Source organism: Mesorhizobium sp. WSM4989 (assembly GCF_029625795.1).
In the GTDB taxonomy this organism is placed as follows: Bacteria; Pseudomonadota; Alphaproteobacteria; order Rhizobiales; family Rhizobiaceae; genus Mesorhizobium.
Genome location: NZ_JARTVN010000001.1, coordinates 2,492,471 through 2,512,151 on the forward strand (window position 1 = coordinate 2,492,471; position 19,681 = coordinate 2,512,151).

A 19,681-nucleotide genomic window follows, 5' to 3' on the forward strand; every position below is an offset into this window, starting at 1 on the left:
TTCTGCCCGGGGGGCTTCGAAGGGAACATGGGCAGCGCTGATTTCATCCTGGTGATCAATCTGCTCGTCGCCGGGCTGTTGGCCGCGGCCTTCGCGGCGATCGCCGTCCACGACGTCGGGCGTGTGTCGGCGCGCTGGCTGGCTTTCGGCTATTTGCTCGGCATGGCCTATTTTGCCATCGAGTTCAGTATCCCCGCTTTTGCCGATGCCCGGCTGCCGGTCGTCATGGCCTTCGCTGTCTTCCTCGGCGCAACCATCGCTTTCAACGGCGGGCTTGCCCACAAATATGGCGTGACGCCGCCCTGGGCGCCGATGCTGGTCTTCCTGGCCGTGGCCTCGGCCGCCGTCTATCTGGTGCAGGACCTGCCGCGATACTCGCTCACCCGCATGTTGGCCTATCAGCTTCCTTATGCGGCCATGCAGTGCACCGCGCTTGGCATCGTGCTGTCCTCCAGGCAGCGGCTCGAGCGGCTCGATCACCTCCTGATGCTCGTGCTCGCGGCAAGCGCCCTGCAGTTCGCATCAAAGCCTTTCATCGCCGGCGCGCTGGGCGGCTGGGGCGCCAATCCGCAATCCTATGTGCAGACGGGTTATGCACTGGTGTCGCAGTCGCTTGGCACCGTGTTCGGTCTGGCGCTGGCGCTGCTCGCGCTCGCCATCCTGGTGCGCGACGTGCTGGCCGAGGCGATGTCGAAATCGGAGACGGACACGCTGTCGCGGCTCCTCAACCGCGGCGGTTTCGAACGCCATGCCGAGTTGGCGTTGCGCGATGCGGTGCGCCGGGGCGTACCGGTGGCGCTGGTCATTGCCGACCTCGATCACTTCAAGAGGATCAACGACAGCTACGGGCATGTCTGCGGCGATCGTGTCATCGAGACCTTCGCAGGCCTGCTGCGCGAGGCGGCGGCCGAGCATCACGTCGCCGGCCGCATCGGCGGCGAGGAATTCGCCATCATCCTGCCCGGTACCAACCTTGCTGCCGCGCGATTGTTCGCGGAAGGCGCGCGCAGCGCGTTTGGCGGGCTGCCGATCGAAGGCCTGCCCGCCGATCATCGCTGCAGCGCGAGCTTCGGCGTCGCCGAGCTTGCCACGGATGAGGATTTTCCAGATCTGCTGCGGCGCGCCGACGAAGCGCTTTACGCGGCCAAGAATGCCGGCCGCGACTGCGTGCGCGTCTCGCTCGGGACCGCGCGCCGGCAGTTCCCGGCGGTCAGCGGCAGGGGCTGAGGTTGGGCATCTCGCCGTCGGAGAGGCCGTACATATAGGAACGGCCCTTGATGAAGACCGGCGGCTGGTAGCAGCCCGGGGCGCCGGCAGCGTCGGAATCGTAGATGACATCTGGCTGGCCGGCGCCGGTGAAGTTCGAGAGCTGCTTGGCGTGCCGGCCCTCGCCGACGATGATGCGCTTGTAGCCGGCGGCGCTGTCGATGACGAGATTGCCGAAGGAATCGGCATAGACGCGGTCATGATGGCGCAGGCCGGCTTCGGCCGGCACAGCAACGGCGGTGGCAAGTGCAGCCAGCGTCGCGACCGCCAGGCCTGCCCGCACTGAATTCGAACGCATGTCGCTCTCCCTTGGACGGTGCGACCCTCGGGATCGCCCTGCAAACGTCGTGCGAATCGGAAATTAACCCTTTCTTAACCTTTGTTAAGGGGCAGACAGGCTTCAGGAGGGGAACTTAATGAACATGGTTAATTTCGGCGCCTTGGCTCCACTCCGTCCATCGCCCCGCCCCGGCCCAGGCGAGCTTGATCTTGGCGCATTGCGTGGCTAGCGTGCCGCGCACGAAAGGGGCAGCACATGATGTTTGGCCGTGCGATTTGGGTGTCGCTCGTTGTTCCGCTGCTTCTTGCGGCTGCGGCCTGTATGCCGCAGGACGGCGTGCCGAAGGCGGCGAATACTTTATCGCCAACAGTCTCGCCCGTTCCAACCAGCCAACCCGTCGCTCCCGGGGCCGGAGCTGCCGCAGCGCCCAAGACATCGGCAACAGCTTCGCCACCCGCAACCAAAATCACCACCGACTTGACCATGCCGCGAGCCGGCGTCGGAACGGCCACCTACAGATGCGGCGATGGCGGCATGATCACCATCCAAAATCTCGGCTCTTCGCTGCGCGTGCTCGGGCCGGATGGCTCGGCCGAAGTGTTTCCAGCGTCGCCCGCCAACCAGACCAGCCGCTACCAGGAAGCGGCGACGCATGACGCAATCGTGATCGACGGTCGCGAGGCGCTGGTGATGAAAAAGGGGTCCACGCCGCAGAGCTGCAAAAGATAACGGATCTTATTGCACTGCAGCGACGTTGCGCCGGCTGCAGATCGGCCGCTAATCGATTGAAGCTGAATTTCCCCGTTTTGTCAGACTAAATGACGTTTCCAAAACGATTTTCCGGCTTTGACGCGGTGCAAAAAGCGCATTAGAAACCCGCTATCCGAGGCCCTATGTCGTGGCGGCAAAAGCCGCATCCTTCGCGGCTCAGGAACGCCGATCTGGGGGAGCCATGAGCAAATCACCAGCCACCCGCGCAATTGCCAGACGTGAACGGCCGCTTTCGCCGCACCTGACGATTTACAGGCCCCCGATCACGATGACGATGTCGATCATCCATCGCATCACCGGCGGCGCGCTCTATTTCGGTACGCTCCTGGTGGCGGCCTGGTTGATCGCTGCGTCGAGTTCGCAGGCTGCGTTCGACTGGGTCAACTGGGCCTTCGGCTCCTGGCTCGGCCGACTGGTCCTGTTCGGCTACACCTGGGCGCTGATGCACCACATGCTGGGCGGGTTGCGCCATCTCGTCTGGGACACCGGCGCCGGGCTCGAAAAACACACCGCCTCGAGGATCGCATGGGCAACGCTCGCCGGCTCGATCGTGCTGACGCTGCTGATCTGGATCGCGGGCTACATGGCGCGGGGGGCACTCTGATGACCGCAAAGAATTCGGACATGCGCACGCCGCTCGGGAGGGTTCGCGGCCTTGGTTCGGCCCGTGAGGGTACCGGCCATTTCTGGCGCCAGCGGCTGACGGCGGTGGCCAATATCCCGCTCATCCTGTTCTTCGTCGGCTTCCTGATCGCCCTCAACGGCCACGGCTATGCTGAAGTGCGGGCGTCGCTCGCGAACCCCTTCGTGGCGCTGGTGCTGTCGTTGGTGCTGATTTCCGCGCTCTACCACATGCGGATCGGCATGCAGGTCATCATCGAGGACTATGTGCATGGCGAGGGCATGAAGCTGGCGCTGATCGCCGTCAACACATTCTTCTCAATAGCAGTCGGCGTCGCCTCACTCTTCGCTCTGCTCAAACTCGCATTCGGAGGCTGACGTCTTGGCCAACGCAAACACAGCCAGCACGGCTTCGGCCTACACCTTTGTCGATCACAAATTCGATGTGGTGATCGTCGGCGCCGGCGGCGCCGGGTTGCGCGCCACGCTCGGCATGGCCGAGCAGGGGCTGCGCACCGCCTGCATCACCAAGGTGTTCCCGACGCGCTCGCACACGGTCGCGGCGCAAGGCGGCATCGCCGCCTCGCTCTCCAACATGGGCCCCGATTCCTGGCAATGGCACATGTACGACACCGTCAAGGGCTCAGACTGGCTGGGCGACGTCGACGCCATGGAATACATGGTGCGCGAGGCGCCGGCCGCCGTCTATGAGCTCGAGCATTACGGCGTGCCATTCTCGCGCACCGAAGAGGGCAAGATCTATCAGCGGCCGTTCGGCGGCCACATGATGAATTATGGCGACGGCCCGCCGGTTCAGCGCACCTGCGCCGCCGCCGACCGCACCGGGCACGCCATCCTGCATACGCTCTACGGCCAGTCGCTGAAGAACAACGCGCAGTTCTTCATCGAGTATTTCGCGCTCGACCTGATCATGGAGCCGGGCGGCACATGCACCGGCGTGGTGGCGTGGAACCTCGACGACGGCACCATCCACCGCTTCTCGGCAAAGATGGTGGTGCTGGCGACCGGCGGCTATGGCCGCGCCTATTTCTCCGCCACCTCGGCGCATACCTGCACCGGCGACGGCGGCGGCATGGCCGCGCGGGCCGGGCTGCCGCTGCAGGACATGGAGTTCGTGCAGTTCCATCCGACCGGCATCTACGGCGCCGGCTGCCTGATCACCGAAGGCGCGCGCGGCGAGGGCGGCTATCTCGTCAATTCCGAGGGTGAGCGCTTCATGGAGCGCTACGCGCCGTCGGCCAAGGACCTCGCCTCGCGCGACGTGGTCTCGCGCTGCATGACGCTGGAGATCCGCGAGGGCCGCGGCGTCGGCAAGAACAAGGACCACATCTTCCTGCATCTCGACCATCTCGATCCGGCGGTGCTGCACGAGCGGCTGCCGGGCATCTCGGAATCGGCCAAGATCTTCGCCGGCGTCGACCTGACCAAGGAGCCGATCCCGGTGCTGCCGACGGTCCACTACAATATGGGCGGCGTGCCGACCAATTATTGGGGCGAGGCGCTCAACCCGAGCTTCGACAACCCCGACCGCGTGTCGCCCGGCCTGATGGCGGTGGGCGAAGCCGGCTGCGCCTCCGTGCATGGCGCCAACCGGCTCGGCTCCAACTCGCTGATCGATCTGGTCGTGTTCGGCCGCGCGGCCGCAATCCGCGCCGGCCAGGTGATCGATCGCAAGTCGGCGATTGCGTCGCCCAATCAGGAATCGGTCGACAAGATCATGGATCGCTTCGACAAGCTGCGCCACGCCAGCGGCTCGACCCCGACCGCGGCGCTGCGCGAAAAGATGCAGCGGGCGATGCAGGAAGACGCGGCGGTGTTCCGCACGCAGGAATCGCTGGAAAATGGCTGCAAGCGCGTTTCTCAAATCTGGAGCGAGCTCAAGGACGTCAAGGTCTTCGACCGCTCGATGATCTGGAACTCGGACCTGGTCGAGACGCTGGAGCTCGAAAACCTGATGATCAATGCCATCGCCACGGTCTACGGCGCCGAGGCGCGCAAGGAGAGCCGCGGCGCGCATGCGCGAGAGGATTTCTCGGCGCGCGACGACGCCAACTGGCGCAAGCACACGCTGGCCCACGTCGGCGAGGACGGCAAGGTGACGCTTTCCTACCGCCCGGTGCACACCGACCCGCTGCTGGCGGAAAAGGACGGCGGCATCAGCCTGGCCAAGATCGCGCCAAAGGCCAGGGTCTACTGACATGGCATTGGCGGCCGCGGGATATTCCGGCACGCCCCTTGCGGCCAAGCTCGGCCTGAAGGACGGCATGGTCGCCGCCTTCATCGCGCTGCCGCCGGAGCTCGACGAGTTGGCTGGGGCCGTCGCGTTTGCCGGGGTCGACCGAGTGCCCAACTGGTCGGCGATCTCGGGCAACCGGAAATACGATGCCGTGCACGCGTTCACCCGGCAGCGCGCCGAGATCGAGGACGGCCTGGCCGGCATCGAGACGGCGATCAAGCGCGACGGCATGGTCTGGGTCTCCTGGCCGAAGAAGGCTTCGAACGTGCCGACCGACGTCACCGAGGACGTCATCCGCGCCGAGGCGCTCAAGCGCGACCTTGTCGACGTCAAGGTCGCGGCCGTCAACGATATCTGGTCCGGGCTGAAGCTCGTCATCCGAAAGGACCGCAGGTAATGGTCGAACTCACGCTACCCAAGAATTCGAAAGTCCAGCAGGGCAAGACCTGGCCGAAGCCGGAGGGCGCCACCAATCTGCGCGAATACCGCATCTACCGCTGGTCGCCGGACGACGACGAGAATCCGCGCATGGACACTTATTTCGTCGACATGGACGATTGCGGCCCGATGGTGCTCGACGCGCTGCTGTGGATCAAGAACAAGATCGACCCGACGCTGACGCTGCGCCGCTCCTGCCGCGAAGGCATTTGCGGGTCCTGCGCCATGAACATCGACGGCTCGAACACGCTCGCCTGCACCAAGGGCGCCGACGACATTTCCGGCGCGGTGAAGATCTATCCGCTGCCGCATATGCCGGTGATCAAGGACCTCGTGCCCGACCTCACCAACTTCTATGCCCAGCATGCCTCGATCGAGCCATGGCTGAAGACGGTCTCGCCGACGCCCGCCAAGGAATGGCTGCAAAGCCATGAAGACCGCGAGAAGCTCGATGGGCTCTATGAGTGCATCCTGTGCGCCTGCTGCTCGACCTCGTGCCCAAGCTACTGGTGGAACGGCGAGCGCTATCTCGGCCCGGCAACGCTGCTGCAGGCCTATCGCTGGCTGATCGATTCCCGCGATGAGGCGACCGGCGAGCGGCTCGACAATCTCGAGGATCCGTTCCGGCTCTATCGCTGTCACACCATCATGAACTGCGCGCAAACTTGCCCGAAGGGGCTCAATCCGGCGAAGGCGATCGCGGAGATCAAGAAGATGATGGTGGAGCGGCGCGTCTAGAGTTTAGCGGCTCAAGTTCGTACGCAGCGATTCTTCGCGCCCCCCTCTGGCCTGCCGGCCATCTCCCTCACGGGTGGGGAGATTGGCTGTCATCGCGGCTTTCGCCAATCGCCAACGTTGAAGGATGAGCGCCGTCGGCGAAGCTGCTGATCTCCCCCCAAGTGGGGGAGATGTCCGGCAGGACAGAGGGGGGCGCTGTCCCGCCGACGTTCCGAAGGTTCTGCCTTGTCGCGGCGATCCGATTTCTGTCAAAATCGGTACCCGGAGAACCGACCTTATCGAAAAGCCAAACCCAATGACCGATCTCCCCGTCCTCTCTTCCGTCGAAGCCCGCGTGCTCGGCTCGCTGATCGAGAAGAAGGAGCTGACGCCGGACGTCTATCCGCTGACGCTGAACGGTGCGCATGCCGCGGCCAACCAGAAGACGGCGCGCGAGCCGGTGATGGCGCTGGAGCTGACCGACGTTAGGCGCGCGCTCAGCTCGCTCGAACAGAAGGGTCTGGTGCGCCAGGCTTTTGCTTCGCGGGTCGAGCGCTACGAACATCTGATGGCGCAGCGCTTTTCGCTGACCACGCCGCAGATCGCGATCGTCGGTCTGCTGCTCCTGCGCGGCGCGCAGACGGCGCATGAGCTGCTCGCCCGTTCCGAGCGCATGGCGCGCTTCGGGTCGATCGAAGAGCTTCGCGACAATCTCGACCTGATGATCGGCCGCCGTCCGCCGCTCATTCTGCTGCTCGAACGTGCGCCCGGGCAGCGCGAGGAGCGCTATGTGCATCTGCTCAGCGGTCCGGTGGAAGTATCAGCGGCGGCAGCGCCATGGCAACCGCCGGCGTCCTCCGACGCTTCCGATCTCGAAGCGCGGGTGCGGGCGCTCGAGGAAGAGGTCGGCGCGTTGCGTGCCAAAATCGAGGCGCTGGGCGGCTAGCGTGAGATGATGGCGGGAGAGCGCCCCCCTCTGTCCTGCCGGACATCTCCCCCACGAGGGGGGAGATTGGCAGTTCCAGCGCCTCGCCCGCGGCGTCGGTGATTGGCGAAAGCCGGCGCGAATATCCGATCTTCCCCCTCGTGGGGGAGATGTCCGGCAGGGCAGAGAGGGGCGCGACTGATCCCTGCCCCGCGCAGTCTACGTCAGCCCAGCCTGGCGTCGAGCGAGACCTTGATGGCGCCGAGCGCCTTTGAGACCGGGCACTCGGCCTTGGCCTTCTCGGCCAGTTCCTGGAACTTTGCCGCATCGATGCCCGGGACCTTGCCGACCAGGGTGATGGCGCTGCCGGTTATGCCGGTGCCGGGCACCAGTGTCACAACAGCCTTGGAGTCGAGCGCGGTGGCCGGGGTGCCGTTCTCGGCGAGGAAATGCGACAGCTGCATGGCGTAGCATCCGGCATGGGCGGCGGCGATCAGCTCTTCCGGATTGGTGCCGGATTTGCCGCTCTCATCCTCGAAGCGCGCCTTGAAGGAATAGGGTATGCCCTTCAGAGTCCCGCTCTGCGTCTCCAGCGTGCCCTTGCCCTCTTTAAGATTGCCTTTCCAGACGGCGTTTGCGGTGCGGTCCATGAAGTCCTCCTGGCTTGTCGGGGTTCGCGCCGGCGGGCGCCGGCGTTCCGCTGAACTATAGCGCGAGCGCGCCGGAAGACCATGGCGCGATTGGGTCGACGCCCGCGAAAAAATTCTCAAAAAAAGCGCGTGCAGAATGTCGACTTCCCGGCGGCCGGACCGTCCTGGGGGCGGCCACGAAGTTCGGGGCCGAAGGAGGTTGAAGATGGACAATCTGTTTTTCGGACTTTGGAGGCGCCCCGGCGGAAGGGTGCAGCGACCGGAAGAGTTCTGGCTGGATCCCCCGGCCTTCGGCCTCGGCCGGCTGGCGGCGGCCGTGGCCATAATCGGGATTGCGGCATGCCTGCTCGATCATGCGGCGGCCAGAAGCAAGGCTGACAGCATCGCGGTCGCCTCCTATGGTTCATCGCAGGAAGGGAACTGACAATGAAATATGTCCTGCTGGTCTACGGCGAGGAAAAGGACCTCTTCGCGCTCACGCCGGAACGATCCGCCAAGCTCGACGCCGATTCGCTCGCCTATGACAGGGAACTCGATCGACAAGGCAAGCTGATCATCGCGCAGGCGCTGCAGCCGGTGAAGATGTCGAAGTCGCTCAGGCGTCGCAAGGGCAAGCGGCTGGTTACCGACGGGCCGTTCGCCGAGACGAAAGAACAGCTGCTCGGCTTCGTCATGGTCGAGGCCGCGGATCTTGACGAGGCGATGGCGATCGCAGACGGCATTCCGCTGGCCGAGCTCGGCACCGTCGAGGTCAGGGCTGTCTACGACATACCGGGGTCATGACCCGGAGCTATTAGCGGTTTGTTCATCGCCGCAATTGTCGCGAGTTGAAGCGATGCTGTACTTCTTCTATCGTTGCCGCGGTTTCGGGGGAATTCGGCATGCCTTTTCTGCTCGCTATGCTTGGCCTGCTCGGCGTGGCGGCCATCTGGTGGTACCGGCTGAAGGCGATGAACGAGGCGGCCAGCGAGGTCGCCGACGTTATCGGCCGCGTGCAGGGCAATATCCGCCGCAAGAAGCTGCGCAAACAGGCGGCACTTTCGCCGCTGACGGCGATCGACGATCCGGTCGTGGCCGCCGCGACGCTGATCACCGCGATCGTTTCGGAACATGGCCCGATCCTGCCGCAGCGCGAAGCCGTCATCCGTGAGGTGATCGCGCAGATTGCCGACAACCCTAAGAAAACCGACGAGGCCGTCGTCTACGCCAAATGGGCGGCCGCGCAGGTCGACGACACCACGATCGTCATCGACAAGCTGGCGCCGTTCCTGCGCGAGCGCCTCGAGCCGCACGAACGGGACGATCTGCTCAGCATGCTGAACCGGGTGGCACAGGGCGGCGAGCACCGCCTGCGCATCGCCGATCAGCGGATGGTGAGGCTGCGGCAGAAGCTGGGTTTTGAGGTCAATTAAGCTGAAGCAGTGGCGGCCGGATCGCCTACCTTCGTGATTGGCCGAAACGCTTCTCGCATCGTCATTCTATGGCGGAGCAAGGAGCGAAGCGACGCGGCGCAGACCATAGAATCCATTCCGTTACCTATAAGCGTTGCAGCGGTGCAGAATTCTGCTCGGCGGCATTCTTCGACCAAGGTCACCGCATGGATCCTCGGGTCTTGGCGTCCGCTTCGCTCCCGCTCCGCCCGTGGATGACGACGTCGCGTAGGCACCGGCCAATTGCTAGGCGCTAGATCGCTTCGCCCTTCAATAGCCGCGGCGTGTCGCCTGACAGGCCAGACGCCTGACGGATGAAGAAGTCCTTGAGCTTCGGCATGCGCTCGACGAGGCCGAGGCCGAGGTCGCGCACGGCGCGCAGCGGGCCGATGTCGTTGGAAAACAGGCGGTTCAGCACGTCGGTGGTGACGCCCATCTGCAGCGTGTCGAAGCGGCGCCATTGCTGGTAGCGCTCGAGCACGTCGAGCGCGCCGATATCCTGGCCGAGCCGGTCGGCCTCGACCACCACTTCGGCAAGTGCTGCGACATCCTTGAAGCCGAGATTGAGGCCCTGACCGGCGATCGGATGGATGCCGTGCGCCGCATCGCCGGCGAGCGCGATGCGCGGTGCGACGAAGGCGCGCGCAAGGATCAGGCCGAGCGGCCAGGCGCGCGGCTTGTCGGCGACGCGGATCTCGCCGAGCTTCAGCCCAAAGCGCTGCTCCAGCTCATGCTCGAAGACGAATTCGTCGCCCTCGACCAGCTTCTGCGCGTCTTCCGTGCGCTCCACCCAGACGATCGAGGAGCGATTGGTGCCGTCCTCCTCAGGCTTCAGCGGCAAGGTGGCGAAGGGGCCGGCGGGCAAAAAATGTTCCTCGGCGCGGCCATTGTGCGGGCGCTCATGCGCGACCGTGCAGACGATACCGGACTGGCCGTATTCCCATTTCACCGTCTTGATGCCGGCCATGTCGCGCAGCTTCGAATTGACGCCGTCAGCGGCGACGAGCAGGCAGGCCTTAAGCGCGGCGCCGTCGGCCAGATGCACGGTGATGCCGGCGCCGTTCGTGTCGAAGGCGCTGACGGCCATGCCTTCGATGACGTCGATGCCGAGTTTTTCGGCGCGGCGGCGCAGCGCGCCGTTTAGGACCCGGTTGGCCACCATATGGGCGAAGGGTTCGCCGGGCGCCACCTCGCCGTCGAAGGTCAAAAACACCGGCCGCACCGGATCGGCGGCACGCGAATCGGTGATGATCATCTCGGTGATCGCCTGCGCCTCGGGCGCGATCTCGTCCCAGACGCCGAGCTGCTCCAGCATGCGGCAGGCTGCTGCGGCGATCGCCGAGGCGCGGCCGTCCTTCTGCCAGACGCCGGCAGGCGCGGCATCGACAATGGCGACGGCAAGGCTCGGTCGCGCCTGCTTCAGCGACACGGCCGCGGCAAGGCCGACATAGCCGGCGCCCGCCACCAGCACGTCCACCGAGCTTTTGTCCGCTGCATCCGCCTTGCGGTCGACCATGGCACTTTCCTTTCGCGACCTACGGCCACCGCGGCGGCCGTTGCAGCTTGACTGCCCGGCTCTCCTGTCCGAAACCCGCCATGACACATCTTCAAGGGAGGTGGAACATGACGGCGGCCATGGACGAGCTTCTCGACATTCTCGACCTCGAGCAGCTCGAACACAACCTGTATCGTGGTCGCAGCCCCAAGCTCGACTGGCAGCGCGTGTTCGGCGGCCAGACGATCGCTCAGGCGCTGGTCGCCGCCCAGCGTACTGTCGAGCCGGGGCGCCATGTGCATTCGCTGCACGGCTATTTCATGCGGCCCGGCGACACCAAGGTTCCGATCGTCTATGAGGTCGACCGCATCCGCGACGGCGGCTCTTTCACCACGCGCCGGGTGGTGGCGATCCAGCATGGGCAGGCGATCTTCTCGCTGGAAGCCTCGTTCCAGCAGGACGAGGTCGGGCTGGAGCATCAGCTGCCGATGCCACGCAACGTGCCGGCGCCCGACACGCTTCTGTCGCAGCGCGAGCTGCTCGGCAAGTTCGGCGAGGCGGTGCCGGAAGGCATCAAACGCTACTGGGAGCGCGACCGGCCGATCGAGATGAAGCCGGTAATGCTCAAGCACTATACCAGCCGCGAAAAGCTGGAGCCGGAGCAGAATATCTGGATCCGCACCACGGGCCCGGTGCCGGAAGACCGCGCCACGCAGGCGGCGGTGCTTGCCTATCTCTCCGACATGACGCTGCTCGACACCTCAACCTTCGCGCATGGCCGCGCCATCTTCGATCGCGACATCCAGGCGGCCAGCCTCGACCATGCCATGTGGTTCCACCGCAGTTATTCGCTGGACGACTGGATCCTCTACACGCAGGACAGCCCCTCCACGCAAGGCTCGCGCGGTTTCACCCGCGGATCGCTGTTCGCGCGCGACGGAACGCTGATCGCCTCGGTCGCGCAGGAAGGCCTCATCCGGCTGAAACGCTGAGCCGGCTTCGAGGCAAGCCTAGAAAGCAGGCATTTTCCAAATTTTGCCCGTTTTTTAATCATGAGCCATTGCGGCACTGCGCCCGTTTGTTGAGCAAGGGCTGCGGATCCCGTTTGTTTACAACAGGTTAATGCCCTGCTTCGGCAATTGGCACGGAGCTTGAATCCTGTCCTGCACTCTCCGGCTCTCCTCAGGATCGGTGAAGGTGTGCAAACGCGGGGGACCGCAACAGCAAAGGGTGAAACCTTATGAAAATCGTGATGGCAATCATCAAGCCGTTCAAGCTCGACGAGGTGCGCGAAGCGCTCACCGCCGTCGGCATCCAGGGCCTGACCGTCACCGAAGTCAAAGGCTACGGGCGTCAGAAGGGACATACGGAAATCTATCGCGGCGCCGAATACGCGGTCAGCTTCCTGCCCAAAATCAAGATCGAGGTCGCCGTCGGCGCCGACATGGTCGACAAGGCCGTCGAAGCCATCAGCTCCGCCGCCAAGACCGGCCAGATCGGCGACGGCAAGATCTTCGTCTTCGGCATCGACCAGGCGGTGCGCATCCGCACCAGCGAAACAGACACCGACGCGCTCTGAGCGGCGACCAGCTATTCCAACGGAGAGTTCAATGAATATTCCTTCCCCCTTGAAGACGACGGGACGCGCGGCCGCTGCGCTCGCTCTCGTAGCGTTCAGCACCGCCGCCGCCTTCGCGCAGGAGGCCGCTCCGGCAGCCACGGCCGCAGCGCCGGCCGCCCCGGCACCCGCGCTCGACACCGGCAACACCGCCTGGATGCTGACCTCGACGGCGTTGGTGCTGATGATGACCATCCCGGGCCTGGCGCTGTTTTACGGCGGCATGGTGCGCAAGAAGAACGTGCTCGCCACCATCATGCAGAGCTTCGCCATCACCTGCCTGGTGACGGTGCTGTGGTTCATGTTCGGCTACTCGCTGGCCTTCTCCGACGGCGGCGGCATGAACAAGTTTATCGGCGGTGCCTCGAAATTCTTCCACCACGGCATCACCACTTCCTCGCTGTGGGCGCCCGGTGTGGCGAACATCCCTGAATTCGTCTTCTCGATGTTCCAGATGACCTTCGCCATCATCACCCCGGCGCTGATCGCCGGCGCCTTCGCCGAACGCTTGAAGTTCTCGGCGCTGCTCATCTTCATGGCGCTGTGGCTGCTGGTCGTCTACGCGCCGGTCGCGCACTGGGTATGGGGCGGCGGCTTCCTCGCCACCGCCGGGGTGCTCGATTTCGCCGGCGGCACGGTCGTCCATATCAATGCCGGTGTCGCGGGCCTGGTCTGCGCGCTCGTTCTCGGCAAGCGCGAGGGCTACGGCACCACCAACATGGCGCCGCACAACCTGGTCTATTCGGTGATCGGCGCCTCGCTGCTGTGGGTCGGCTGGTTCGGCTTCAACGCCGGTTCGGAACTGGCCGCCGACGGCCTCGCCGGCGCTGCGATGTTGAACACGCAGGTCGCCACCGCAGCGGCGGCGCTGGCCTGGATGTTCGCCGAATGGATCGTCGCCAAGAAGCCTTCGGTGCTCGGCATCATCTCGGGCGCCGTCGCGGGCCTTGTCGCGGTGACGCCTGCTTCCGGCTTCGTCAACCCGACCGGCGCCTTCTTCGTCGGCATCATCGCCGGCGTCGTCTGCTACCTGTCGGCGGTCAAGCTCAAGCACGCCATGGGCTATGACGATTCACTCGACGCCTTCGGCGTCCACGGCGTCGGCGGCATCGTCGGCGCACTGCTGACCGGTGTGCTCGCCGATCCGGCGATCAACAGCCTGTCGTCGGGCGCCTCGCTCGCCAAGCAGGCATACGGCGTCGCTGTCACCATCGTATGGACGGCGGTCGCCACCTTGGTGATCCTCTACATCGTCAAGGCGCTGGTCGGCCTGCGTCCGAGCACCCAGGAAGAGGTCGAGGGTCTCGACGTCACCCAGCACGGCGAAGTCGTGCCGTAAGGGACCCTGCCAATGACCGGCGGATACTCCTCCCGCCGGTCCGGATATCAAGGAAAGCCGCGGCGCGGCTTTCCCGATTTACTCCCAAGATCCCGTCGTGATGCTCTCGAAAGGGGCTCACGCCTTGAGGCCCGGAAGATCTTCCGGGCCTCCTTTTTTCTGGGATATGAGCATGGAGCGTTTCGATCACATTCACTTGATCGCGAATGTGTGAAACGTCCGCCCTTCCGGTTCCGTACTGGGATTGCGAGCGCCATCGTGGTGTCGCCAAACATCAGGGAAGGAACCGACCAATGAACTGCAAGAACATCTTCCTGGGAGCAATGGCTCTGTCGATGGTCAGCGGTGTTGCACTTGCTGGCGCGCTCGACTCGCCTGACAATATGGCCCCGTTCTTCACCGATTCCAGCATGAAGACCATGAAGTCCGAGGCCGATTTCAAGGCCGCCTGGGCGACGACGGCAAAAGACAAGCAGGACGCGATGATGAAGGAGTGCCAGGACGCGGCGATGAGCAAGCCGCATGCCGAATTCTGCGCCAACCTGATGCAGTACGCCGGCCATAAGTGATTTGCGGCAGGTCGGGTCCTTACGGGCCTGACCGTTTCATCTTTGCCAATGAGAGATGGCGGGCTTCATGGGCCCGCCATCTCCTTTCCGGGGAGCATCTCGGTAAAAGGCCATGGTTAATGCGCCCTTAACCTTCCCGCCGATAGTCTGGGAGACGAATCTCCCGGCATGCGTCACGCATCCGGCCAGGCATCGACACACGGGGAAGAGGCATGCGTTCAGGCGCTTCAGCACCGCTCGCGCTGACCGATACGGGACACGGCATCCGGGCGTTCGCGCGGCGGCAGGTTGGGCGCCTGGTCGGCGCCGGGATGTTCGTGTTCACCGCTTTCGGCGTCGCCAGCCTCGCTACCTGGAACGTCGCCGATCCAAGCTTCTCGCACGCCACCAACAACCTCGTCACCAACGCCATGGGCTATGCGGGCGCGGTGTGTTCCGACCTTGCCATGCAGTTCTTCGGCCTTGCCGCCGTCGCTGGGCTGGTGCCGGCGGTGATCTGGGGTTTTCTGCTCTTCTCCGCCCGCGGCGTCGACAGGCTGGGCAAGCGCGGGCTTGCCTGGTTCGGCTTCGCGCTGCTTGCCGCGGCGATCGTCGGCTGCGTGACGCCGCCCAACACCTGGCCGCTGCCGACCGGTCTCGGCGGCGTGTTCGGCGATATGGTGCTGAAGATCCCGGGCATCGCCGTCGGCGGCTATCCGAAGGGCCTTTTCGCCACCATCATCGCCGTTGTGCTCGCGACGCCGGCGCTCTGGCTGTTCGCCTATGGCTCGGCGCTGATCGCGCGCAAGAACGGCTTTGCCGTCATGGAGCGCGCCGCCGAGCCGGAACCGCGCGAGCAGGACGATCTGCTCTTCGATGAGGATGAAGACGAGGGCGACGAAGGCATTCTTGCGCTCGGCGCCATCACCCATTGGTGGCTGTCGTTCCGTGCATGGATGCATCGGCGTGCCGCGCGCCGCAGGCAGGAGCGTGACGAGTTCGAGCCTCAGATGGAGCCGCGGGCCAGCGCCTGGCGCCGCGCCGCCGAACGGGTCGAATCGGCCGAGTACGCCGAATCCAGGATGAGCCCCGGCGGCCGCGCCCGTGTCGAGCCGGAATTCTTCGCCGCAATGGTCAACGACCGCAGCGCTTCGGTCGATCCCGTGGACGACAACGTCTTCGACGACGAGGAGGCCGATCTCGACGACTTCGACGACGAAGAGCCGGTCCAGCGCCGCGCCAATGTGCGCAATTTCCGCTCGGACGCGGCGACGCGCGTGGAGGCGCCTGCGCCGCGTCCGGTGCAAGGCGCACGCGTTCAGCGCGAGGCGCAGACCTCGCTCATTAGCTCCGGTACGTTCGAGATGCCGTCGCTGCATTTCCTGTCCGAACCGAAGAACGTGGCGAAAGACCCTAGCCTGTCGAAGGACGCGCTGGAGCAGAACGCAAGGCTGCTCGAAGGCGTGCTCGAGGATTTCGGCGTCAAGGGCGAGATCATCCATGTCCGCCCGGGTCCGGTCGTCACGCTCTATGAGCTGGAGCCTGCGCCCGGCATCAAATCCTCGCGCGTCATCGGCCTTTCCGACGACATCGCCCGCTCGATGAGCGCGATCGCTTGCCGCGTCGCCGTCGTGCCCGGCCGCAACGCCATCGGCATCGAGCTGCCGAATGCCAAGCGCGAGACGGTCTATCTGCGCGAGATCATGGCGAGCCGCGACTTCGAAACCACCAAGGCGAAGCTCGCCTTGGCGCTCGGCAAGACCATCAACGGCGAGGCGGTCATCGTCGACATCGCCAAGATGCCGCATGTGCTGGTCGCCGGCACCACCGGCTCGGGCAAGTCGGTCGCCATCAACACCATGATCCTGTCGCTGCTCTACCGGCTCACCCCGCAGGAATGCCGGCTGATCATGATCGATCCGAAGATGCTCGAGCTCTCGGTCTATGACGGCATCCCGCATCTGCTCACGCCCGTCGTCACCGATCCGAAGAAGGCCGTGGTGGCGCTGAAATGGACGGTGCGCGAGATGGAAGACCGCTACCGCAAGATGTCCAAGGTCGGCGTGCGCAATATCGACGGCTTCAACGCACGCGTCAGCCAGGCCGAAAAGAAGGGTGAGAAAATCTCGCGCACAGTGCAGACCGGCTTCGACCGCCAGACCGGCGAGGCGATCTACGAGACGGAGGATCTCGACCTCGAGCCGATGCCCTATATCGTCGTCATCATCGACGAAATGGCCGACCTGATGATGGTGGCCGGCAAGGACATCGAAGGCGCGGTGCAGCGCCTGGCGCAGATGGCGCGCGCCGCCGGCATCCACGTCATCATGGCGACGCAGCGCCCGTCGGTCGACGTCATAACCGGCACCATCAAAGCCAACTTCCCCACCCGCATCTCATTCCAGGTGACGTCGAAGATCGACAGCCGCACGATCCTGGGCGAGCAGGGCGCCGAGCAGCTGCTCGGCATGGGCGACATGCTCTACATGGCGGGCGGCGGCCGCATCCAGCGTGTCCACGGTCCCTTCGTCTCGGACGACGAGGTCGAACGCATCGTCGGCCATCTCAAACTGCAGGGCGTGCCGGAGTATCTCGACGCCATCACCGAGGATGACGAGGAAGACGATGAGGACGGCGCCTCGGGCCGGGGCGGTTCCGGCGGCGGCGGTGGGGGCGGCAATTTCGAGGATTCCGACGATCCCTACGATCAGGCGGTGGCCGTGGTGCTGCGCGACGGCAAGGCCTCGACCAGCTACATCCAGCGCCGGCTGGGCATCGGCTACAACCGCGCGGCGTCAATCATCGAAAAGATGGAGAAGGAAGGCATCGTCGGCCCGGCCAACCACGCCGGCAAACGCGAGATTCTCGTTCCCACCGAGGACGATAAGTTCTAGAGCGGCGACGTCCACGGGAGGCGGCCGGCAACTTTGAACCCTCTGGCGCGTTGATGCGACCAAGCGCCGTGCGACCCGCCAAACTTAGGCCCAACTGGCGGTCCAGAGACTGCGACCAAGGCAAATCACAGGAAGTGACCGGCATGAAGACCCAGACAGATTTCGCTCCGACCCGCCGACAGCTGCTCGGCCTTGGCCTGGTGCTTGCGGGCGCCGCCGCCATCAATGTCGTGCCGGGCTTCCAACTTCTGGCCTTGGCTCAGGCCGCCGTTCCGCCGGCGGCGCAAAAGATCGCCGACCATTTTTCCTCGGTCAAATCGATGAGCGGCGAATTCGTGCAGTTCGGCCCGAAGGGCGAGCAGACCGGCGGCAAGTTCTTCCTCGAACGTCCCGGCAAAATCCGTTTCAACTATGACGGATCGTCGAATTTCCGGGTGATCTCGGACGGCAAGTCGGTCGTCATCCTCAACAAGAAGCTGAACACCTCCGACCTCTATCCGCTGTCGAAGACGCCCTTGAAGCTTTTGCTCGACGACCGGATCGATCTCTCCGGCGGGCGCGTGAAGGCCGTCAAGGAAGAAGACGACCTCACCACCATCCAACTCTCCGACAAGTCGGTGTTCGGCAACGCCAAGATCACCATGATGTTTGATCCGAAGACCTATGAACTGCGCCAGTGGACGATCACCGACGCGCAGGGCAAGGACACGACGGTGATGATCTTCAACGTCAAGGAAGGCGTCTCCATTCCGGACGGCACCTTCGCCATCGACTATACGGCGAACCGCGAGCTCAATACCAAGACGCGGTAGGTCCGCCCATATTCAGGGCAGGGCCGGCTTGCAGCGCGGGCCGGCTTGTCTTTATGGCGCGTGGCTGGCAGTAGATCGGCGATCTTTTGCCGGACCTGCCTGAATGCCCTTCACCATAGCCACCTGGAACATCAACTCGGTGCGTCTGCGCATGCCGATCGTCGAGCGGCTGCTCAAGGAGCACGCGCCGGACGTGCTCTGCCTGCAGGAAACCAAGGTCCCGGACGAGCTGTTTCCGGAAAAGGCTTTCCGCAAGGCCGGATACCAGCACATCCTGTTCCACGGCCAGAAAGGCTATCACGGCGTGGCGACGGTCGCGCGCCGGCCGATCGCGCTGGTCGAGAAGCGGCGTTTCTGCGAGATCGACGACAGCCGGCATCTCTCGGTCAGGGTCCAGGCCGGCGGCAGGTCGATTCTGCTGCACAATTTCTACGTTCCGGCCGGCGGCGATGAGCCCGACCCGGAGATCAACCGGAAATTCCGCCACAAGCTCGATTTCGTCTATGAGATGAACAGCGTGCCGGCGAGCGAGCACGATGCCTCGATCCTGGTGGGCGACCTCAACATCGCGCCGCAGGAGCATGACGTGTGGTCGCACAAGCAATTGCTCAACGTCGTCAGCCACACGCCGGTCGAGACCGAAAACTTCGAGGCGATGCGGCGGGCCGGCGGCTGGGTTGACCTGATGCGGCTCAACGTGCCGGCCGAGCAAAAGCTCTACACCTGGTGGAGCTACCGCGCGAAGGACTGGCAAGCATCGGACCGCGGCCGGCGGCTCGACCATATCTGGTCGTCCGCCAATCTGGTGCCGAGCTTTGCCGGTTACGAGATTGTCAAGGCGGCGCGCGGCTGGGAGAAGCCGTCGGACCATGTGCCGGTCATCGCTAAGTTTGAATTGGATTGAGCGCTATCAATCGGCAGAGACGCTGCGGCGCGTCTATTCCGTAAACCGCGGCGCCAGCTCCTCGATGCGGGCGATCATCTCTTGGAATTCCTCCAGGATGCGCTCGTGCAGCTGCACCGCGAGCTCCGGATATTCCTCGAGGATGCGGCGAAACATCTTTCGGCTCAAGCGGATAACTTCCGAATCGATCGCGGCCGAGGCGCTGGTCAGCCGGTTGGTGTCGGCGATAAGGGCCAGTTCGCTGAGCATGGCGCCGGGGCCTGCCGTGCCGATCGGGACGCGTTCGCCGGTGCCTTGCTCGCGATAGAGGACTATGCGCCCGCTGACGACGATATAGGCCGAGTCGGCCACGTCATCCTCGCGGTAGAGCTTGTGGTCGGCCTGCAGAAAAGTGGTCTCGGCGCCGAAGGCCAGCAGGCGCAACTGTTCCTGCGTGAAGCCCTGAAAAAGCTTCACGGCGGACAGGATGCGGATGTCGTCATCCAGCGCCATGCTAGCTGTGTCCCCGAGCGGTCAGTCCAGTCCCTCCTTTGGAGCGCCGTCTCCTTGCGGGAGCGCGCACTCCAACTTTCAATCACGCATCGTGCGATGCGTGCAGCGAGCCGATCCATCACCCTCCAGCATCAGGATCGTACCCGAGGCAATCCCGCCCGACCGCCTATCTGTTTGGTTCGACGCAATTCCGATCGGAAAACCGCTTTCACACTTTTCCTGGA

The 19,681-nt window shown here is 64.5% G+C and carries 22 protein-coding genes; 18 read left to right on the forward strand and 4 right to left on the reverse strand.

Annotated elements, in window-relative coordinates:
• Positions 1–27 precede the first annotated feature (27 nt).
• The gene (locus tag P9217_RS12080) at positions 28–1,227 is read left to right on the forward strand and encodes a GGDEF domain-containing protein (RefSeq protein WP_278085934.1); all 1,200 of its coding nucleotides are present in this window, start codon (positions 28–30) and stop codon (positions 1,225–1,227) included.
• Here the strand turns inward: P9217_RS12080 and P9217_RS12085 are convergent.
• Positions 1,211–1,564 carry a hypothetical protein gene (locus tag P9217_RS12085; RefSeq protein ID WP_095799639.1) on the reverse strand — a complete coding sequence of 118 codons (354 nt, stop codon included), beginning with the start codon at positions 1,562–1,564 and terminating at the stop codon, positions 1,211–1,213. The two genes, P9217_RS12080 and P9217_RS12085, sit on opposite strands and share 17 nt — an antisense overlap.
• A gap of 465 nt (positions 1,565–2,029) precedes the next feature.
• Here P9217_RS12085 and P9217_RS30420 point away from each other — a divergent pair, with 465 nt between their 5' ends.
• The 7 genes from P9217_RS30420 (at position 2,030) to P9217_RS12120 (ending at position 7,296) form a co-directional block, all read left to right on the forward strand.
• Positions 2,030–2,275 carry a hypothetical protein gene (locus tag P9217_RS30420; protein WP_336618886.1) on the forward strand — a complete coding sequence of 82 codons (246 nt, stop codon included), beginning with the start codon at positions 2,030–2,032 and terminating at the stop codon, positions 2,273–2,275.
• Positions 2,276–2,498: 223 nt separating this feature from the next.
• Positions 2,499–2,921 carry a succinate dehydrogenase, cytochrome b556 subunit gene (gene sdhC / locus P9217_RS12095; RefSeq protein ID WP_067322933.1) on the forward strand — a complete coding sequence of 141 codons (423 nt, stop codon included), beginning with the start codon at positions 2,499–2,501 and terminating at the stop codon, positions 2,919–2,921.
• Positions 2,921–3,316 carry a succinate dehydrogenase, hydrophobic membrane anchor protein gene (gene sdhD / locus P9217_RS12100; RefSeq protein WP_278085933.1) on the forward strand — a complete coding sequence of 132 codons (396 nt, stop codon included), beginning with the start codon at positions 2,921–2,923 and terminating at the stop codon, positions 3,314–3,316. Before sdhC ends, sdhD begins: the two co-directional genes overlap by 1 nt.
• A 4-nt stretch (positions 3,317–3,320) precedes the next feature.
• Positions 3,321–5,156: a succinate dehydrogenase flavoprotein subunit gene (gene sdhA / locus P9217_RS12105; RefSeq protein WP_278085932.1), complete on the forward strand. Its 1,836-nt coding sequence runs from the start codon at positions 3,321–3,323 to the stop codon at positions 5,154–5,156.
• 1 nt (position 5,157) lies between these two features.
• Complete coding sequence (locus P9217_RS12110; RefSeq protein ID WP_278085931.1) at positions 5,158–5,592, forward strand: DUF3052 domain-containing protein; 435 nt, start codon at positions 5,158–5,160, stop codon at positions 5,590–5,592.
• Positions 5,592–6,371, forward strand: a complete 780-nt coding sequence (locus P9217_RS12115; RefSeq protein ID WP_127214597.1) for a succinate dehydrogenase iron-sulfur subunit — start codon at positions 5,592–5,594, stop codon at positions 6,369–6,371. The genes P9217_RS12110 and P9217_RS12115 overlap by 1 nt, the downstream gene beginning before the upstream one ends.
• A gap of 295 nt (positions 6,372–6,666) precedes the next feature.
• Positions 6,667–7,296, forward strand: coding sequence for a DUF480 domain-containing protein (locus P9217_RS12120; protein WP_127241010.1), 630 nt, complete (start codon positions 6,667–6,669; stop codon positions 7,294–7,296).
• A 203-nt stretch (positions 7,297–7,499) separates the two neighbouring features.
• On the opposite strand, the gene P9217_RS12125 is transcribed toward P9217_RS12120, so the two are convergent.
• On the reverse strand, positions 7,500–7,925 hold the full coding sequence (locus P9217_RS12125; protein WP_095779974.1) for an OsmC family protein: 426 nt from the start codon (positions 7,923–7,925) through the stop codon (positions 7,500–7,502).
• A gap of 205 nt (positions 7,926–8,130) precedes the next feature.
• Here P9217_RS12125 and P9217_RS12130 point away from each other — a divergent pair, with 205 nt between their 5' ends.
• The 3 genes from P9217_RS12130 (at position 8,131) to P9217_RS12140 (ending at position 9,337) form a co-directional block, all read left to right on the forward strand.
• The gene (locus tag P9217_RS12130; protein WP_095799644.1) at positions 8,131–8,349 is read left to right on the forward strand and encodes a hypothetical protein; all 219 of its coding nucleotides are present in this window, start codon (positions 8,131–8,133) and stop codon (positions 8,347–8,349) included.
• Positions 8,350–8,351: 2 nt separating this feature from the next.
• Entirely contained in the window at positions 8,352–8,708 is a 357-nt protein-coding gene (locus P9217_RS12135) for a YciI family protein (RefSeq protein ID WP_095782697.1), read from the forward strand.
• Positions 8,709–8,806: 98 nt separating this feature from the next.
• A complete protein-coding gene (locus P9217_RS12140; RefSeq protein WP_095799646.1) occupies positions 8,807–9,337 on the forward strand; it encodes a hypothetical protein in 531 nt (176 codons plus the stop codon).
• A gap of 271 nt (positions 9,338–9,608) precedes the next feature.
• Here P9217_RS12140 and P9217_RS12145 read toward each other — a convergent pair whose 3' ends face one another.
• Complete coding sequence (locus P9217_RS12145) at positions 9,609–10,871, reverse strand: ubiquinone biosynthesis hydroxylase (RefSeq protein ID WP_095799647.1); 1,263 nt, start codon at positions 10,869–10,871, stop codon at positions 9,609–9,611.
• Between the two features lie 107 nt (positions 10,872–10,978).
• On the opposite strand from P9217_RS12145, the gene tesB reads away from it, so the two are divergent.
• From tesB to P9217_RS12180, 7 genes are all read left to right on the forward strand, one after another.
• A complete protein-coding gene (gene tesB, locus P9217_RS12150; protein ID WP_278085930.1) occupies positions 10,979–11,842 on the forward strand; it encodes an acyl-CoA thioesterase II in 864 nt (287 codons plus the stop codon).
• A 248-nt stretch (positions 11,843–12,090) separates the two neighbouring features.
• Entirely contained in the window at positions 12,091–12,429 is a 339-nt protein-coding gene (locus P9217_RS12155; protein ID WP_278085929.1) for a P-II family nitrogen regulator, read from the forward strand.
• A gap of 196 nt (positions 12,430–12,625) precedes the next feature.
• The gene (locus tag P9217_RS12160; RefSeq protein WP_245322420.1) at positions 12,626–13,807 is read left to right on the forward strand and encodes an ammonium transporter; all 1,182 of its coding nucleotides are present in this window, start codon (positions 12,626–12,628) and stop codon (positions 13,805–13,807) included.
• A gap of 293 nt (positions 13,808–14,100) precedes the next feature.
• Entirely contained in the window at positions 14,101–14,376 is a 276-nt protein-coding gene (locus P9217_RS12165; protein WP_066998346.1) for a hypothetical protein, read from the forward strand.
• A gap of 212 nt (positions 14,377–14,588) precedes the next feature.
• Entirely contained in the window at positions 14,589–17,249 is a 2,661-nt protein-coding gene (locus P9217_RS12170; protein WP_278085928.1) for a DNA translocase FtsK, read from the forward strand.
• A gap of 143 nt (positions 17,250–17,392) precedes the next feature.
• Entirely contained in the window at positions 17,393–18,061 is a 669-nt protein-coding gene (locus tag P9217_RS12175) for an outer membrane lipoprotein carrier protein LolA (RefSeq protein ID WP_066998340.1), read from the forward strand.
• A gap of 103 nt (positions 18,062–18,164) precedes the next feature.
• Positions 18,165–18,965 (forward strand): exodeoxyribonuclease III, encoded by an 801-nt coding sequence (locus P9217_RS12180; protein ID WP_067322968.1) that lies wholly within the window; start codon positions 18,165–18,167, stop codon positions 18,963–18,965.
• A gap of 33 nt (positions 18,966–18,998) precedes the next feature.
• Here P9217_RS12180 and P9217_RS12185 read toward each other — a convergent pair whose 3' ends face one another.
• On the reverse strand, positions 18,999–19,457 hold the full coding sequence (locus P9217_RS12185; RefSeq protein WP_067322970.1) for a cyclic nucleotide-binding domain-containing protein: 459 nt from the start codon (positions 19,455–19,457) through the stop codon (positions 18,999–19,001).
• Positions 19,458–19,681: the final 224 nt, after the last annotated feature.

Coding starts and splice junctions, on each gene's coding strand:
- P9217_RS12080 (WP_278085934.1), top strand. CDS start 28: ATGGGCAGCGCTGATTTCATCCTGGTGATCAATCTGCTCGTCGCCGGG.
- P9217_RS12085 (WP_095799639.1), bottom strand. CDS start 1,564: ATGCGTTCGAATTCAGTGCGGGCAGGCCTGGCGGTCGCGACGCTGGCT.
- P9217_RS30420 (WP_336618886.1), top strand. CDS start 2,030: ATGCCGCGAGCCGGCGTCGGAACGGCCACCTACAGATGCGGCGATGGC.
- sdhC (WP_067322933.1), top strand. CDS start 2,499: ATGAGCAAATCACCAGCCACCCGCGCAATTGCCAGACGTGAACGGCCG.
- sdhD (WP_278085933.1), top strand. CDS start 2,921: ATGACCGCAAAGAATTCGGACATGCGCACGCCGCTCGGGAGGGTTCGC.
- P9217_RS12110 (WP_278085931.1), top strand. CDS start 5,158: ATGGCATTGGCGGCCGCGGGATATTCCGGCACGCCCCTTGCGGCCAAG.
- P9217_RS12115 (WP_127214597.1), top strand. CDS start 5,592: ATGGTCGAACTCACGCTACCCAAGAATTCGAAAGTCCAGCAGGGCAAG.
- P9217_RS12120 (WP_127241010.1), top strand. CDS start 6,667: ATGACCGATCTCCCCGTCCTCTCTTCCGTCGAAGCCCGCGTGCTCGGC.
- P9217_RS12125 (WP_095779974.1), bottom strand. CDS start 7,925: ATGGACCGCACCGCAAACGCCGTCTGGAAAGGCAATCTTAAAGAGGGC.
- P9217_RS12130 (WP_095799644.1), top strand. CDS start 8,131: ATGGACAATCTGTTTTTCGGACTTTGGAGGCGCCCCGGCGGAAGGGTG.
- P9217_RS12135 (WP_095782697.1), top strand. CDS start 8,352: ATGAAATATGTCCTGCTGGTCTACGGCGAGGAAAAGGACCTCTTCGCG.
- P9217_RS12140 (WP_095799646.1), top strand. CDS start 8,807: ATGCCTTTTCTGCTCGCTATGCTTGGCCTGCTCGGCGTGGCGGCCATC.
- P9217_RS12145 (WP_095799647.1), bottom strand. CDS start 10,871: ATGGTCGACCGCAAGGCGGATGCAGCGGACAAAAGCTCGGTGGACGTG.
- tesB (WP_278085930.1), top strand. CDS start 10,979: ATGACGGCGGCCATGGACGAGCTTCTCGACATTCTCGACCTCGAGCAG.
- P9217_RS12155 (WP_278085929.1), top strand. CDS start 12,091: ATGAAAATCGTGATGGCAATCATCAAGCCGTTCAAGCTCGACGAGGTG.
- P9217_RS12160 (WP_245322420.1), top strand. CDS start 12,626: ATGCTGACCTCGACGGCGTTGGTGCTGATGATGACCATCCCGGGCCTG.
- P9217_RS12165 (WP_066998346.1), top strand. CDS start 14,101: ATGAACTGCAAGAACATCTTCCTGGGAGCAATGGCTCTGTCGATGGTC.
- P9217_RS12170 (WP_278085928.1), top strand. CDS start 14,589: ATGCGTTCAGGCGCTTCAGCACCGCTCGCGCTGACCGATACGGGACAC.
- P9217_RS12175 (WP_066998340.1), top strand. CDS start 17,393: ATGAAGACCCAGACAGATTTCGCTCCGACCCGCCGACAGCTGCTCGGC.
- P9217_RS12180 (WP_067322968.1), top strand. CDS start 18,165: ATGCCCTTCACCATAGCCACCTGGAACATCAACTCGGTGCGTCTGCGC.
- P9217_RS12185 (WP_067322970.1), bottom strand. CDS start 19,457: ATGGCGCTGGATGACGACATCCGCATCCTGTCCGCCGTGAAGCTTTTT.